Here is a 15745-nt window from a genome sequence, read left to right as displayed (position 1 = left end):
AAGGGCAAATTTATGCAAAAACAAGAAAAAATAGTTGATATGTTTAACCAGATCGCTCCGACTTATGACGTCGCAAACAGAGTGCTAAGTCTTGGTGTGGACGTGAGCTGGAGGAAATTTGCCTGCAGGTATATGCTAGAAATTTTTAAAGAAAGAAGCATAAATATCGTGGATGTGGCTTGTGGCACTGGCGATATGATGGGGCTTTGGAGTGAAATTTCAAAAGAATTTGGCGTTGAGGTGAAAAACCTCACTGGCATCGATCCCTCAAGTGGTATGCTAAAAGAGGCTAGGGCAAAATTTCCAAATTTTAAATTTATAGAAGCCTACGCTGACAACACGACGCTTGCAAGCGGAGAGGCTCAAATTCTAAGCATAAGCTATGGCATTAGAAATGTGGTCGAGCGAAAGGCTGCGCTTAGAGAGTTTAACAGAGTGCTTGCTCTAAATGGCTACGTAGTCGTACTTGAATTTACAAAACGCCAGAAAAAAGGCCTTATAACCTCGCTAAGAGATTTTTACTTAAGTAAAATTTTGCCAAGTATTGGTGGCTTTATCTCAAAAAACAAAGAGGCATACGAGTATCTGCCAAGCTCGATAGAAAATTTCTTGGACGCAAAGAGCTTTTGCGATGAGCTAGTTGATGCTGGCTTTGAGATAGAGCTTTGTAAGGGCTTTAGCATGGACATTTCTACGCTATTTATCGCTAAAAAGGTCAAAGAGATCAATGCTTAGCGTATCTGAGCTAAACGAAAAAGCAAAGGCGCTGCTTGAAGCGACACTTGACTACGTCGAGGTAAGTGGCGAAATTTCGCGCCTTACAAAGCATGCCTCTGGGCACTGGTACTTCACGCTAAAGGACGAAAAGTCAAGCATCTCGGCTGTGATGTATCGCATGAACAACCAAAAGGTGAAATTCTTACCAAAAGATGGCCTAAAAGTAAAAATTTATGGCAAAGTGACCATTTATTCGCCAAGTGGGTCGTATCAGCTAGTGGCTAGTGCGATGCTGCCTGATGGCGAGGGTGAGCTTGAGCTTGCGTTTAGACAGCTTAAAGAAAAGCTCGAAAATGAGGGGCTTTTTGACATTGCTGCAAAAAAAGAGATACCAAATTTGCCTAAAAAAATAGCCCTTGTCACAAGCGCCACTTCGGCAGCACTTCAGGATATGCTAAAGGTCGTGACGAGTCGTTGGAAATTAAGCGAAATTTATATCTTTGATGCTTTAACTCAAGGTGAAAATGCTCCAAGTTCGCTCATAAAAGCTTTAAAAAGAGCCGATAAATACGGCGTTGATGTGATCGTTTTGGCTCGTGGAGGTGGTAGCAAAGAGGATCTTTGGTGCTTTAACGACGAGGGCTTAGCGCGTGAAATTTATGCTACCAAAACACCAGTCATAAGCGCTATCGGACACGAGATCGACTACGTTATAAGCGACTTTGTAGCAGACCGCAGGTCGCTTACGCCAAGTGCAGCTATGCTTGATCTTTTGCCTGATGAAGAGGCTTTTTTTCAGTATCTTGACAGGCTCAGCGATGATCTTGATAGCGCTTTAAGCTTAAAGATCACCAAAAAGCAAAATTTGCTAAATGTTCTTCTTTCTAAATTTTCATCAAATGCTCTAAAAGCTAGGATCGAGTTAAAATTTAGCGAGGTAGCAAATAAGCAAAACGCCCTAGCAAACGCTGTGCAAAGAAAAATTTTAGTCCTTGGCTCAGCTCTTGGCTCGCTAGAGAAGGCTTATGAGATGAGGGAGCTCTTTTTTGAGAGTACAAAAGGGCTTATCGAGGTTAGAAAAGATGGCAAGAGAGCCGATCTTAGGGATTTAAAAATAGACGATGAGATAGAGCTTATCTCGCAAAATACACATAAAAAAGCAATTATCAAGGAGTAAAAATGAGTAGAAAAATAAACTTTAGCGCAGGCCCAAGCGCGATACCACTAAGCGTTTTAGAGCATGCAAAGGCCGAATTTACCGACTATAGAGGCGAGGGCTACTCGATCATGGAGATCAGCCACAGAAGCAAGACCTTTGAGGATATCCACTTTGGCGCGATGGATAAGATAAGAAAACTTTACGGCATCGGAGATGAGTATGAAATTTTATTCCTACAAGGCGGCGCGCACTTGCAATTTAGCATGATACCGATGAATTTATATCAAGGCGGCAAGGCGCAGTACGCAAACACTGGCGTTTGGACAAACAAAGCGATCAAAGAGGCAAAAGTGCTTGGCGTAAACGTAGATGTCGTAGCAAGCAGCGAGGATGAAAATTTCTCTTACATCCCTGATGTAAAATTTAGTGACGATGCCGACTACGCCTACATCTGCTCAAACAATACGATTTACGGCACGCAGTATAAAGCTATGCCAAAGACTAAATCGCCCCTAGTTGTCGATGCTTCGAGCGATTTTTTCGCTAGACCGCTTGATTTTAGCAGTATCGGCTTGCTTTATGGCGGCGCTCAGAAAAATGCAGGCCCAAGCGGCGTGACTATCGTCATTTTAAGAAAAGACCTAGTTGATCGCGTGAGTAGCCAAAACGTCCCTATGTTTTTGCGATACAAAACGCATGTAGAGGCAAACTCGCTTTACAACACACCGCCAACTTTTGGAATTTATCTTTTGAATTTAACCATGCAGCACCTGCTAGATCTTGGCGGACTTGCCGAGGTTGAGAAGATAAATGCCAAAAAAGCAAGCACGCTTTATGACATCATAGATAGCTCAAACGGCTTTTACGTGGGCCATGCTAAAAAATCAAGTAGATCAGATATGAACGTGAGCTTTACGATACCAAAAGATCACGCGCTTGAGCCAGTTTTTGTCGAAGAAGCACTAAAAGAGGGCATGCTAGGGCTAAAAGGTCACAGACATCTTGGTGGCATAAGAGCATCTATCTACAATGCCGTTAGCCAAAGTGATGTTGAAAAACTTGGCGAATTTATGAGAGAATTTGCAAGAAAACATAGCTGATGAATAAAACAAAGAAAGCTTATGATGAAATTCCTTATTTCTCAGCCGCATTTAGCGACTGCTCGCCAGTTAGGATAGAAGCGGTTGCTAAATTTCTGGGGCTTAAAGCAGCTAGCCTAAAAGAGGCTAGAGTGCTTGAGCTTGGCTCATCATATGGTGGCAATATCTTGCCATTTGCTATTTCGCACAAAAACGCAAAAGTTGTTGGTATCGATATCTCAAGCCACCAAGTGGCTGAAGGTAACAAAGTAGCAAAGCAGATAGGTTTAGAAAATTTTACTTTGCTTGAGCGAAATTTTTTACACATGAACGAAAGCGATATAAAAGAGCTTGGAAAATTTGACTATATTATCGCTCATGGCGTTTATAGCTGGGTGAGCCCAAATGTAAGAGATGCATTGCTTGCAACGATTAAGGCACTACTTAGTAAGGATGGCATCGCTTATGTTTCGTATAATACCTATCCTGGTTGGAAGAGCCTTGATATTTTAAGAGATTTTATGCTTTTTGTTAGCTCAGGCAACGACAGCAAAGAAGCACTTGCTCGCGTAAAAAGCGAGTTAAATTTCTTACAGGATTATTTGAAATTTACCCTGCAAAACCAAAGCGATGTCGTATACAAAGATAGTATGAAGCTTCTTTTAACGCAGCTAAATTTCTTACAAGGCATCATCGCAAAGGGCAATGATTATTATATATTGCATGATTTTTTGGAGGCTAGCAACGAGCCAATCTACTTTCATAAATTTGCTAAGCATATCGATAAACACGGACTTTGCTACGTAATAGATGCTTCGCTAAATGATATCTTTGCAAGCTCGACTGGGATTTACCGCTTTGACGCACATATTGAGCAAAATTACAACTCTCGCATCAAAAAAGAGCAACTAAACGATTTTTTATTTAATAGATCATTTAGAAAAAGCCTCATCGCTCACAAGGAGAGGCTTGGCGGTGCTGAGGACTTTGATGCGGTACTTGGAGAGAGCGAGCTTGATAAGATTTATTTTGCATATTTTAGCGAGCAGCCAAGGACAAAAACGCAAGAAATTTTAAGCAAAAGCTATCCACAAAGCTTAAATTTAAGTGAAGTAAAGGCTGCACTTGGCGAGAATGCAAATGAAGCTTTTGTGGGACTGCTTGAAATTTTAAACGATCAAAACACTAAAATTTCTTCTTCAAAACTCAAAGCACCTGCCTATGAGTCTGGTAAAACCAAACTAAAGCCTAGAGTTGCTGCGTATCTGGAGTATTTTCTGGAGGCTAGCTCACCAGTTATCTCTTTGGCAAATGAGCTAAATGGCAAGCTAAACTTAAGCCATGAAGAGATCAAGGCCGCTTTAAAATTTGATGGCAAAGCTAGTTTAGAAGATATCGCAAAGAGCGTAAATTTAAGTAAAGATGAGCTAGATAAGCTTACTTTTAAATTAAGCGAAGCCTACTTTTTTGAAGAAATTTAAGACTAGCTAGCCTAGCCTTAAATTTTTGATTTAGCCAAATATCATATCTTTTAAGATTAGAATTATCATCAAAATATAAAAGAGTAAAAACCATTTTTTAAGCGCTTTTTTATCCATGGCTTGTGTCTTTTTGGTGCCAAAGTATGCGCCTATTAGCGAGCCAAGGCCTAGAAAAGCACCTTCTAGATAAGAGATATGGCCGCTTAATGAAAGTGAGATAAAGCCAGAGAAGGCTGCAAACATCACAAAAAATACTCCCATTGAAACGGCTTTTTTTAGCTCATAGCGTAAAAAGCCAACCAAAATAGGAGCTATAAAGACGCCCCCGCCGATACCAATACTAATGGCAAGAGCGCCCACAAAAAGACCAACTAAAAATAGTAAAAAAAGTGAGTTATTTGCGTTTGAGCCGTCACTATTTGGCATGAAATATAACTTAAAAAGGGATAAGATAAAGGTGACGAGTAAGAGTGACTCAAGTAAAATCGCTGGCGCATACGAGACGATAATGCCACTAAAACTAGCTCCAACTAAGCCCCCAAGCCCTAAAACTACGCCGCGATTTAGTTTTAAAAGGCCAGCTTTGTAGTTTAGATATGAGCCAAAAGTCGCACTAAATATCATTTGCATGACGCTTATGCCAATAGCAGTTTTTATGTCATATCCAAAGGCAACCATTATAGGAACAACGACTGTGCCGCCACCTATACCAAAAAAGCCAGCGATGTATCCAACGCCGATACCAATTATAAAAAGTTCAACAAAAAGCATAAATTTCCTTTTACGAGTGCCAAATTTTAGCCAAGCGGTGTTAAAAAAATAGTAAAAAGGTGAAATTTGGGCATAAATTTAGAAATTCGATAAAAATTTTAAAAACTAAAAGCGAACTTTTTTTATAATCATCAAAAATTTAAAGGAAAAAAATGCTCTTAGAACAACCACTCTTTTATTATGAAGTGATTAGAGAAAAATTTAAAAATAGCTACTTGGCTGAGGATAAGACACAAACGATTATAGGCATTGATTGCGATTATATTGATGAAAAGGATATGGATTTTTATGGGCTTAGAAGTTATTTTGATACAAATCGTAATAAATCATTAGCTCCATTTGCAGGTCTCTTTGGTATTTTTGCTTATGATGGCGTGAGATATTTTGAATATATCGGAGAAGAGAAAGCTAAAAAGTACGAATTTCCAAAATTTATCTATGCCGATGCAAAGGCTTATCTGCACTTTGACAAGATGAGTAAAATTTATACATTCTATGGAGATAAGAATAAATATTATGACTTTTTGCTTGATGTGAAAGTTGAATGCAAAAATAAAGAGCAGAGTAAATTTAGTATAAAAACTGATCTTAATAAAGAAAAGAAACACTTTGAGGATATGGTTGAGTTAGCAAAAGAGTATATAAGAAGCGGCGATGTCTTTCAGGTGGTGCTTGGTGAATTGCTTGAAATTTCAACGAATATGAGCAGTTTGGAATTTTATAAAAAGCTCTCACTTACAAATCCAAGCCCATATATGTTTCATTTTCCTACACCTTATGGTGATGTGGTTGGCTCTTCGCCAGAGCTTGTTTTTGAGATGAAAAGTGAGCAAATTTTTGTAGCTCCGATCGCAGGCACAAGGCCTAGAGGAAGCGATGCAAATGCAGATGCGGTACTTGAAAATGAGCTTTTAAGTGACGAAAAGGAGCTGGCTGAACACAAAATGCTAATCGATCTTGCTAGAAATGACATCGGCAGGGTATCAGAGCCAAAAAGTGTATCCGTAAAAAATGCGATGCATATCCAAAAATATGAAAAAGTAATTCATATCGTAAGCGATGTCTATGGCAAATGCGCCAAAGGGTTTGATCTTTTTGACGTCTTAGCTAGTATCTTTCCGGCTGGCACACTAAGTGGAGCCCCAAAAATAAGAGCTATGCAGATAATCAATGAGCTTGAAATTTCTGAGCGAAATATCTATGGCGGTGGCATTGGATTTTTACATTTTAATGGCGATGCTCAGGTTGCTATTCTTATTCGATCAGCCATATTTGTGCCAAGTGAAAATGGCTTTAGTGATGTATTTGTGGGGGCTGGAGCTGGTATAGTTTATGACTCAAAGAGCGAAAGAGAATACGCTGAAATTTGCCATAAGCGAGCAAGCGTGCTAAATGTATTTAAAAATAACGCAAAAGAGTTTTAGGCGTTAAACTTAATAAATTCATAAGAGCTTTTAGCGTAGCTAGTGCCCATAGAATCGATTTGCTCTCTTACTGTAGCTGAAAGCTCTGCTTTTGTGATATTTTTAGCTAGCACTTTTACAAAAGGAAATTCACTTCTTTCTTGTGCGCCAAATATCAGCACTCTTGTATCAACCTTTTGGCTTTGCCTTGTCTTATCAACAACTCTTGTTAGCTCTTCGTAGTTGAAGTCTTTTGCATTTTCATCTATAAGAACGATTCCGTAAGTTTTGGTTTTTATCTTTGTTAATAGCTCATCAAAGCTATTTGTGGTTTCAAGTGTGTTGTAAAATTCTCCTAAAGCTGAGCTAAATATTTTATTTTCCATTGGTGATTTCTTAAATAAAATAATATTTTCGCTTTTTGCTAGATAGCTTTCGTCTATTGCAATCTCGCCAAAATTTGGCAAAAATTTTCTAAAAATTTGAGCCAGTTCGTCGCTATTTATTGGCGTTTTTATATAGGCATTGAAGTATTCTTTGACACTCTCTCCATCTATATTTGAAGTATTTGAAAGCATTAGTATAATTGGAATTTTCGCATTTTGTATGGCCGCTTTTATAAGATCAAGATTTTTTTGAAGGCTATTTTTTTCAGCTTCGAAAAATTTTGAGCCAACAAATATAAGGTCAAAATCGCCTTGCTTTATGGCTTGTTTTAGATCTTTTTTATTACAAACTCCCACAACTTCGCAGTTAAATTTACTAAAGCCACTTGCTGTTATATCTATGTAAATTTCGTTAGTATCGCAGATTAAAATTTTTGGTTTATCGTTTAAATTTTTATTCATAATATCAGCTTCACCTAAGCAAAGTAGCCTTGTAATGCTTAACGGAGTTAGTGGATCTTTTAAAATGAGCGGATTTTTAATATCTTGGCCTTGCTTATTGGTGTTTCTTAAAAATATAGCATCATAATTTTTTGTAATAGATGGACTAGTGCTTGTTAGCATATCCACTTTGAGCCCAAGGTCTTTTGTAGTCTGCTCAAAAGCTTCGTTGTAAGCTACATTTGCGTCTTGTAAGAATGCTAGCTTATGATCGCATTTTATATCAAAGTCTTTATAGTTTGATGTTGTTTTAAAAATGACTACAAATTTAAACTCATTGCCAATACTTGGAAACGAGTTAATCTCCAGCTTACTTTCTAAATTTTTTAAATAAATTTGAGCGATTTTTAGATAAAACTCGCTCTCATCATTATTTAAGCTATTCTCATCATCTAAAAATATATCTGAAATTTGCTTTTCGCTCATGGCAGTTGAGCTATTTTTTATGCTAAAGCTTACAGAACAAAGTCCGCTTCTATCAAACTCTTTTTGAACTTTTTTGATAGCGATGATAATATTTTGATGTCTTAAAGACATTGATAAAGATGCCAAAAAGATAGAGTTAAATGCGGTTTTTAATGAATTTAGATTTCCTTCTAGTTCATTTGTAAGGCTTGGATCAAGGTAACTTATAAAATTTATCTTTTTGCTTTGTGAATAGACGATATTTGCTTGCAAAATTTCTTCAAAGCTTTTTTGAGGATCAAATATCTCGGTTTTATTGCATTCGCTATATTTTTTAACATTCGAGATATTTTTAGCATTGTTATAAAGCGAGGTCATGATATTTGCATTTTTTTCTATCGTGTCTATAAATACTTGCTTTTTGCTATTATTTGTTTCTATTTTTAAAGCCGCAGTCGATGTAAAAATTTCTTTATTAATAGACTCTAGTTTCTTACTCACTGATAAAATATATCTATCTTTTATCTGAAAAAAGCTGCTATCTTTTATATAAGTTTCTTTTAGATCTTCATAAGCTTTTATAAGCTTTGATATCGCATTATCCGCACTTATCTCTTTTGATGATAGGATATAACTCGATATGTATTTTGACTTATCGATAAGCACCTTTAAAAATTTCAACCTAGCAGAGATACCAAGCAAAGACAAAATGAGCAAGCCACAAAGCGAAAACTCAAAAAAGGTCTTTATGCCAAAGTTTATTTTCTCGCTCTCGGTAAGTTCTAGTAGCTCATTTTTTATGTTTATGGCACTATCTAATAAAAGTATAAATTTATCATCTTCATAGTGTTTGATTAAGATTATATCTTCGATATTTAGCTTTTCAGAAAATGCGATCTTGGCTTTAACTTCTCTTATCTTTTTAGCTTGATAGTTGGCTTCAAACTGGTTAAAGTCTTTGTAAATATTCTCTTTTAGCTCACTTTTTGGAAGCATATCAAGATTTGGCGTGTTGTCCTTTACGGAATATATATTTTCTCTCACATTACTGTTTATTGAAAATAAAGGGCCATTTATAAAGATGTTTTTTATGTAGTATTTAGTGTTGTTTGCTAAAGAGAGTTGATTGTAAATTTTACTTAAAGTTGCGACATAAGCTTTTATTATAAGCGGAAAGTCTCGGTCTAAGTCCTGTTTAAAATCGCTATCTATTTCTCCATTTATATTTTGGAAAAATTCATAAAATAGTTCATCAAATTTATCATTTTGGTTTAGATTTGCTAGCAATTCTTTTAATTTATTTATATTTCGTATCTCGATGCGATCGTCTTTTCTTATAGAATTTATAAATTTTTGTGTATTTTTTAAGGTGCTATCTCGCAACTTTTTTATATCTTCTTGGCTTTTGCCTATTAGCGTATCGTGCTCTTGTATAGTGGATTTTATAGTTTGAAATACTAAGGATTGTTTATATAGTTTTTCATTTAGATCTTTTAGTTCTGTAAATTTTTTATAGCTTTCATTTCCGCTATATGCGCAAAAGATCGCTGAAATTATTATTGGCGCTAACAATATATAAAATTTATTATTTTTCATGGATACTCTTTTTGCTATATTTTTTGACGATATTTTCTATCTCAATTAGTCTTTTGGTAAAAAGAGACATCTCTTTCATTTTTCCATTTTGATTGTTATCTAAAAGAGCGTTAAGTTCATTTGCAAGGTTATTAAGCTTTAAATTTAATGCAGCTTCCCTTATCTCATCTACGTATTTTTTGAGCATTATCTCGTCTTTTGCGATTATGGCTGATTGGATCTGGATAAGAATTTCTCTTGCGTTGTGCAAAAAGATATTTAAATAGGATGCAAAATCTTTTTTATTTAAATTTAGTATTTTAAGCGATGTTTCAAACCAGGAATCATCGATAAGTGATTGTGTCTGTGTATCAAAAAGATACCATGCGTTTAGTTTAAAAACAGGCAGTCTTAATGTAGGTTTTACTTTTACTGCTGCTATTAGGTTTTGGTTGTTTATTATGTCTTGCTTCTCTAAAAGCACGATAAAAAATTTCTCACCATTTTTTAAAATGGCATTTTGCAATCTTGCTTCTAGTAAGATCGCACCACCATCTTTTCTTTTTAAATTTACTCTAGCGCTATTATCTTTCGTATTTTGTAAAAATTCCAAGAAGCTGTAGTTTGTACTTTCTTGGCTTGTTATGACTAGCTCACTTATATCTTTGTATTGCAACAAAAAGTCATCCAAACTATCAAAACCTAATAGCTCAAGTGAATCTTGCGTTATCGCAGATATTTTTAAATTTTCATCATATATTATCACTTCAAATTTCCTTCTTTGAGCACTGCAAGCTTTTCTGCTACGCTTTTGTTTGTTATTTTTGCCACTTCATCTAAATTCGCTTCGCTGATTTTATCAAAACTTCCGTAAAAGCTGATTAATTTTGCGATACTGCCCTCAGATACGCCAGCTTGCTTTAGAATTGATCTTTGCATATCGTTTTTCTGCCTTGTTTTTCTGTGAAAGCTGATGACAAATCTATGGCTTTCATCACGCATTTTTTGGAAAAACTGAAGCTTTTTATCGCTCGTACTTAGGCTAAAGCTACCATTTTTTGTGTAAATTTTATCCTTTGCCTCGCCTTTTGCGCGGTGAGCTTTGGCGTCTATCTTTTCTTTTGAAATGGCTATCACATCGACATTTGCGCCACTACTTGCTAAAATTTCACAGGCTAAGTTTAAAAGCACCTCGCCACCGTCAATAACCCAAAGATCAGGTGGGCTAAGCTTGTCAAATCTAAGCGCTCTGGCAGTGAGGCTCTCTTTCATCTGATCGTAGTCGTTTTTAGAGTTTAGATGCATGTGGCGGTAGTTTTGCTTTGCCCACTCGCCATGCTCATAGCGCACCATCGCTCCGACACTTGCCTCACCAAAAAGGTGCGAGTTGTCGTAAGCCTCGACCACGTAAGGCGTGTGAGCTAGGTCAAAGTACTCTTTTATTTCGTTTAGTAGCTCGTTATCGTGCGTTTTTAGATATTTTTCGATGCTAACTTCAGCGTTTTTGGTAGCGATCTCACAAATTTTACGCTTATCGCCTATTTTTGGGCAAGTGATGCTAAATTTACGTCCAAATCTTTCGTTTAAAATTTCCTCCACCAGCTCGCTATCTTCAAAGCTCTCATGCACAAAAATTTTGGTGCTAATTATCGGCTGTCCAGCTATGAAGCTTTTTAAAATGGCCTGCTTATAAGCCTCGTTTATCTCATCTTTTTGAGCATTTTTAGCCTGCGCGATGTCAGTTTTTACGCCAGTTATCTTGCCACTTTGCACGCTAAATCTCACCGCACAGATCATATCGTGCACGCAAGCGACCGAGTATGCCTCAAAGTCCTCAAGCTTGGCAAGATCGACCTCGACCTTTGTTTGCATATTTTTAAGCGTTTGCATCTTATCTCTAGTCGCGGCTGCTTGCTCGTAGTCTTCGGCCTTGGCGTAGTTTAGCATGAGCTCTTCAAGGCGAGCGATGAGCAAATTTGGATTTTGTAAGGCTGCGATAGCTTCGTTTACGATCTTAGCGTAGTTTTCTTTTGAAATTTTGCCTTCACACGGGGCATAGCAGCGTTTTAGCTGATAAAAAAGGCAGGCTTTTTTGCCTTTGATGCAGGACTTTTTCTGAACGAGATTGTAATTTAGATAAAGTGCCTCAAGTAGCTCGCCAGCTCCACTAAAATATGGCCCGAAGTAGCGGATATTCGAGCCTTTAACCACCTTTCTAGTGATCTCAAATCTTGGAAAATCATCATTTAAATTTATAAAAATATAAGGGTAGGTCTTGTCGTCACGAAGCAAGATGTTGTATTTTGGCTTAAGCTGCTTGATGAAAGAATTTTCAAGTATTAGAGCGTCTGCTTCGCTTGGCGTGACGATGTATTCAAGATGCACCGCCTCGCTTATCATCTTTGAAATTCTAGGGCTTAGTTTTTCAGCCGGAGCTAGGCTTGGGGTAAATTTAAAGTAGCTTTTGACCCTATTTTTTAAAATTTTGGCCTTGCCAACGTATAAGAGTCTATTTTGCGCGTCAAAATACTGATATATGCCAGGCTCGTTTGGAAGTGTTCTTATCTCGTCTATTAGCATCTTGCCTGCTCATTTTTCTTGAGCAAAATTTCTCTTAGCTCTTCAAATTTTTGGTGTATTTGCTCGTCTTTTGCTAAATTTTTAAACTCGCCTTTACTAGCTGGCGCATAAAAGATGGCACTTTGCTCTTTTTGATTAAAAAATTTTAAAAATTTGCTCACGACAAATCTTATATTTTCTTCTTTTTTGTTCTTTGTATAGTTGATTTCGTTAATAGGCTTTGGAGCAAGAATACTGTTAAAAACGCTATTTTTATTAAATTTGCAAAAGGTTTTTAATAACCTTTTTATATCATTTATACTACTATCACGCCTAAGCTCTAAAAGCCCAGTGGGATGAGTAAGAACAAAGGTCAAAACACCTTCTCTAACGTAGCAAAAAGCTATATAAAATCTTTTTGCTTTCCCCATAAGCTCTAAAAGCTGTTGGCACTCATTTGCCATGCTTAATTTTTCTTTATACAAAGGATTTTCGTGGATAGTATCTATCAAAAATTTAGCGTTTTTCATGGGCTTATCTTATCATCTTTTATTTTAATTTTTACTCTTTTTGCATTTAGCGGTTGTGGCTATAAGGATGATCCATTTTATGGAAATGCTCCCGTAAAAGAAAAGAAAACTGACAAGATAAACAAAATCTAGTAAAATTTTCGTATTTAAATAAAAATGTAATGTAAGCTTAATAATTTTAACTAACCTAATTTTTAGGCTCATTTAAGTAATATATCAAGATTTTTTATTCTACAAGGAGAGTATAATGAGGTTTTTTGGACTTCTAGGCTTGTTTTTCGCGATGGCTTTTGGTGCTGATGGAAAAACCGCAGCTATTGACTTAACTACTACGTGGGCAGGAATTTTATCACTTATAATTTTTGTTGTTGGATATTTTTTCATAGCAGCAGAAGAGAATTTCCATATCGACAAAGCAAAACCTGCTATTTTTATCGGTACGTTTATGTTCCTACTTATCGGTGTTTATATGCTTATAAATGGCATGGATGTACATTCGCTTGAACATGAGGTAAATCACCTGATTTTAGAGATTGCTCAGATCGTATTTTTCTTGATGGTGGCGATGACATTTATCGAAGCACTTATCGAAAGAGATGTATTTAATGCACTTAAATATAATCTCGTATCAAAAGGCTATACTTATAGAAGGTTGTTTTGGCTAACTGGTATTTTGGCATTTTTTATAAGCCCAGTAGCTGATAACCTAACAACAGCGCTTATTCTTTCAACCGTTCTTCTAACAATAGATAGAAATAATACAAATTTCTTAGTTGCTGGTGCGATAAATATTGTCGTGGCCGCAAATGCAGGTGGGGCATGGAGTCCATTTGGCGATATCACTACGCTTATGGCTTGGGCTGCTGGAAAAGCGCCGTTTGTCGATTTTTTCGCACTTTTCCCAGCATCTATCGTAGGTTGGTTTGTAACGGCATTCTTACTTTCTCGCGTGGTGCCAAGTACTGCACCGCATTTTGATGTAGCAAACGAGCCAAAAGTGGTTATGAAAAAAGGCGGTAAAGCGGTTATTTTTATAGGCGCATTTACTATCTTTTGTGCAGTTATGATGCATCAGCTTTTTCACTTGCCAGCGATGTGGGGAATGATGTTTGGTTTCTCACTACTTAGTCTTTATACTTACTATTTCAAAAAAGCTCACAAAAATGAAGAGCCAATGCATGTATTTCACTATATGTCAAAGATCGAAAATAACACACTATTTTTCTTCTTTGGAATTTTAGCTGCAGTTGGTGCTCTTCATTTTGCTGGATTTTTAAATTACGCTGTATCACTTTATGATAAATTTGGCTCAACTGCTGTAAATATTGGCGTTGGCTTCCTTTCAGCGATCGTTGATAACGTCCCTGTTATGTCAGCTGTTTTAAAAGCAAATCCAGCAATGGGAGCTGATACAGGCGAGGCAATGAGTCAGTGGCTATTAGTGACACTAACTGCTGGTATCGGTGGTTCGATGATCAGCTTTGGTTCAGCAGCAGGCGTTGGAGTAATGGGTAAATTAAAAGGAATTTATACCTTTGGCGCACATATGAAATACGCTTGGATGGTGGTTCTAGGATATATCGTATCAATCATTGTTTGGTATGTGCAGTTTGAAATTTTTCATATCTATTTTTAAAAGGTTATAAATGAACAATACGATTATAGTTTTGGATTTTGGTTCGCAGTACACTCAGCTAATAGCTAGAAGACTAAGAGAAGAGGGCGTCTATACTGAAATTTTGCCATTTAATGCAAAGCTTAGTGAGATAAAGGCGAAAGAGCCAAAAGGTATCATTTTAAGTGGCGGTCCAGCTAGTGTCTATGCTAAAGATGCTTATTTTTGCGATAGCGGTGTCTTTGAGCTAAATATCCCTATACTTGGCGTTTGCTACGGCATGCAGCTACTTGCTCACACGCACGGGGCTGAGGTTTTAGCAGCTGATCAAAAAGAGTATGGCAAGGCTGAGCTTAACGTTATTAAAGAGCATGAGCTATTTAAAGATACACCTTCAAAACAAATCGTATGGATGAGTCATAGTGACTATGTAAAGGACTTGCCAGAGGGCTTTGAAGTGATCGCTGTTAGTGAAAATTCGCCTTATTGTGCTTTTGGCGATGATAAACGAAAATTTTATGCGATCCAGTTTCACGCAGAGGTGCAACACAGCGAATACGGTACGCAAATTTTAAAGAATTTCGCTAAATATATCTGCGGCTGCGAGAGTACATGGAACATGGGAAGCTTCGCTAAAAACAAGATAGAAGAGATAAGAAAAACAGTAGGCACCCACAAGGTACTTTGCGCAGTTAGTGGCGGTGTAGATAGCTCTGTGACTGCGGCACTCTTAGCAGCTGCTGTGCCTGAAAATTTGATCCTTGTCTTTGTTGATAATGGACTTCTTAGAACAAACGAAAGAGAGCAAGTTGAAGCTACATTTAGAACAAAGCTTGGTGTTGAGCTAGTTAGCATAGACGCAAGCGAAACCTTCCTTGGTCGCTTGGCTGGTGTGGTTGATCCTGAGAAAAAACGCAAGATTATAGGCGAGACATTTATAGAAATTTTTGAAAAAGAGGCTAAAAAGCATGGTGACGTGAAATTTCTAGCTCAAGGCACTCTTTATACTGATATCATCGAAAGCTCAGTAGTTGGCTCAAGTAAGACGATAAAGAGCCACCACAACGTTGGGGGTTTGCCTGATTGGATGACATTTGAGCTTATCGAGCCGCTAAGAGAAATTTTTAAAGACGAGGTTAGAAGGCTTGGACTTGAGCTTGGGTTAAGCCGTGATCTAGTCTTTCGCCACCCTTTCCCAGGACCAGGCCTTGCGATCCGCATCATGGGCGAGGTAAATAAACCAAGCCTAGAGCTACTTCGCAAAGCGGACGTGATCTTGCGCGATGAACTAAAGAGCACTGGCTGGTATAACAAAACTTGGCAGGCGTTCTGCGTGCTTTTGAATGTAAATTCTGTTGGTGTTATGGGGGATAACCGCACTTATGAAAACGCTGTTTGCGTGCGTGTGGTCGATGCGAGCGATGGCATGACCGCAAGCTTTTCAAGACTCCCTTATGATCTACTTGAAAATGTAAGCCGCCGCATTATAAACGAGGTAAATGGCATAAACCGCGTAGTTTACGACATCTCAAGCAAGCCGCCTGCAACGATAGAGTGGGAGTGA

General features: G+C 37.4%; 12 protein-coding genes. 7 read left to right on the top strand and 5 right to left on the bottom strand.

Going from position 1 to position 15745, the window contains the following annotated elements; all coding sequences use genetic code 11:
• Nucleotides 1-12: 12 nt before the first annotated feature.
• Genes ubiE through CVS97_RS04790 form a run of 4 tightly spaced genes read left to right on the top strand, consistent with a single transcriptional unit; the run spans nt 13 to nt 4436 of the window.
• Nucleotides 13-735 (top strand): bifunctional demethylmenaquinone methyltransferase/2-methoxy-6-polyprenyl-1,4-benzoquinol methylase UbiE, encoded by a 723-nt coding sequence (ubiE, locus tag CVS97_RS04805; RefSeq protein ID WP_107785271.1) that lies wholly within the window; start codon nt 13-15, stop codon nt 733-735.
• The gene (xseA, locus tag CVS97_RS04800) at nt 728-1894 is read left to right on the top strand and encodes an exodeoxyribonuclease VII large subunit (RefSeq protein ID WP_107785270.1); all 1167 of its coding nucleotides are present in this window, start codon (nt 728-730) and stop codon (nt 1892-1894) included. Before ubiE ends, xseA begins: the two co-directional genes overlap by 8 nt.
• A gap of 2 nt (nt 1895-1896) precedes the next feature.
• On the top strand, nt 1897-2976 hold the full coding sequence (gene serC, locus CVS97_RS04795; protein ID WP_107785269.1) for a phosphoserine transaminase: 1080 nt from the start codon (nt 1897-1899) through the stop codon (nt 2974-2976).
• Nucleotides 2976-4436 carry a class I SAM-dependent methyltransferase gene (locus tag CVS97_RS04790; protein ID WP_107785268.1) on the top strand — a complete coding sequence of 487 codons (1461 nt, stop codon included), beginning with the start codon at nt 2976-2978 and terminating at the stop codon, nt 4434-4436. The genes serC and CVS97_RS04790 overlap by 1 nt, the downstream gene beginning before the upstream one ends.
• A gap of 30 nt (nt 4437-4466) precedes the next feature.
• Here CVS97_RS04790 and CVS97_RS04785 read toward each other — a convergent pair whose 3' ends face one another.
• A complete protein-coding gene (locus CVS97_RS04785; RefSeq protein ID WP_107785267.1) occupies nt 4467-5207 on the bottom strand; it encodes a sulfite exporter TauE/SafE family protein in 741 nt (246 codons plus the stop codon).
• A 152-nt stretch (nt 5208-5359) separates the two neighbouring features.
• Here CVS97_RS04785 and CVS97_RS04780 point away from each other — a divergent pair, with 152 nt between their 5' ends.
• The gene (locus CVS97_RS04780) at nt 5360-6631 is read left to right on the top strand and encodes an anthranilate synthase component I family protein (protein ID WP_107785266.1); all 1272 of its coding nucleotides are present in this window, start codon (nt 5360-5362) and stop codon (nt 6629-6631) included.
• Here CVS97_RS04780 and CVS97_RS04775 read toward each other — a convergent pair.
• Genes CVS97_RS04775 through CVS97_RS04760 form a run of 4 tightly spaced genes read right to left on the bottom strand, consistent with a single transcriptional unit; the run spans nt 6628 to nt 12566 of the window.
• The gene (locus tag CVS97_RS04775) at nt 6628-9498 is read right to left on the bottom strand and encodes a response regulator (RefSeq protein ID WP_107785265.1); all 2871 of its coding nucleotides are present in this window, start codon (nt 9496-9498) and stop codon (nt 6628-6630) included. The two genes, CVS97_RS04780 and CVS97_RS04775, sit on opposite strands and share 4 nt — an antisense overlap.
• Nucleotides 9488-10243 carry a hypothetical protein gene (locus tag CVS97_RS04770; RefSeq protein WP_087577586.1) on the bottom strand — a complete coding sequence of 252 codons (756 nt, stop codon included), beginning with the start codon at nt 10241-10243 and terminating at the stop codon, nt 9488-9490. Before CVS97_RS04770 ends, CVS97_RS04775 begins: the two co-directional genes overlap by 11 nt.
• Nucleotides 10240-12057, bottom strand: coding sequence for an excinuclease ABC subunit UvrC (gene uvrC, locus CVS97_RS04765; protein WP_107785264.1), 1818 nt, complete (start codon nt 12055-12057; stop codon nt 10240-10242). Before uvrC ends, CVS97_RS04770 begins: the two co-directional genes overlap by 4 nt.
• Nucleotides 12051-12566: a hypothetical protein gene (locus CVS97_RS04760; protein WP_199905965.1), complete on the bottom strand. Its 516-nt coding sequence runs from the start codon at nt 12564-12566 to the stop codon at nt 12051-12053. Before CVS97_RS04760 ends, uvrC begins: the two co-directional genes overlap by 7 nt.
• A gap of 247 nt (nt 12567-12813) precedes the next feature.
• Between CVS97_RS04760 and nhaD the strand changes: the two genes are divergently transcribed.
• Together nhaD and guaA are read left to right on the top strand one after the other, a co-directional pair.
• Nucleotides 12814-14202, top strand: a complete 1389-nt coding sequence (gene nhaD, locus CVS97_RS04755; RefSeq protein WP_107785263.1) for a sodium:proton antiporter NhaD — start codon at nt 12814-12816, stop codon at nt 14200-14202.
• Nucleotides 14203-14212: 10 nt separating this feature from the next.
• Nucleotides 14213-15745 carry a glutamine-hydrolyzing GMP synthase gene (guaA, locus tag CVS97_RS04750; protein ID WP_107785262.1) on the top strand — a complete coding sequence of 511 codons (1533 nt, stop codon included), beginning with the start codon at nt 14213-14215 and terminating at the stop codon, nt 15743-15745.

The organism is Campylobacter concisus (genome assembly GCF_003049735.1).
GTDB lineage: Bacteria > Campylobacterota > Campylobacteria > Campylobacterales > Campylobacteraceae > Campylobacter_A > Campylobacter_A concisus_AN.
Note: the sequence above shows the minus strand (reverse complement) of the source record. Positions and strands in the feature narration are given on the sequence as shown.

Excerpts from the sequence above, each read along its gene's own strand:
- ubiE (WP_107785271.1), top strand. The coding sequence starts at position 13 with ATGCAAAAACAAGAAAAAATAGTTGATATGTTTAACCAGATCGCTCCG.
- xseA (WP_107785270.1), top strand. The coding sequence starts at position 728 with ATGCTTAGCGTATCTGAGCTAAACGAAAAAGCAAAGGCGCTGCTTGAA.
- serC (WP_107785269.1), top strand. The coding sequence starts at position 1,897 with ATGAGTAGAAAAATAAACTTTAGCGCAGGCCCAAGCGCGATACCACTA.
- CVS97_RS04790 (WP_107785268.1), top strand. The coding sequence starts at position 2,976 with ATGAATAAAACAAAGAAAGCTTATGATGAAATTCCTTATTTCTCAGCC.
- CVS97_RS04785 (WP_107785267.1), bottom strand. The coding sequence starts at position 5,207 with ATGCTTTTTGTTGAACTTTTTATAATTGGTATCGGCGTTGGATACATC.
- CVS97_RS04780 (WP_107785266.1), top strand. The coding sequence starts at position 5,360 with ATGCTCTTAGAACAACCACTCTTTTATTATGAAGTGATTAGAGAAAAA.
- CVS97_RS04775 (WP_107785265.1), bottom strand. The coding sequence starts at position 9,498 with ATGAAAAATAATAAATTTTATATATTGTTAGCGCCAATAATAATTTCA.
- uvrC (WP_107785264.1), bottom strand. The coding sequence starts at position 12,057 with ATGCTAATAGACGAGATAAGAACACTTCCAAACGAGCCTGGCATATAT.
- CVS97_RS04760 (WP_199905965.1), bottom strand. The coding sequence starts at position 12,566 with ATGAAAAACGCTAAATTTTTGATAGATACTATCCACGAAAATCCTTTG.
- nhaD (WP_107785263.1), top strand. The coding sequence starts at position 12,814 with ATGAGGTTTTTTGGACTTCTAGGCTTGTTTTTCGCGATGGCTTTTGGT.
- guaA (WP_107785262.1), top strand. The coding sequence starts at position 14,213 with ATGAACAATACGATTATAGTTTTGGATTTTGGTTCGCAGTACACTCAG.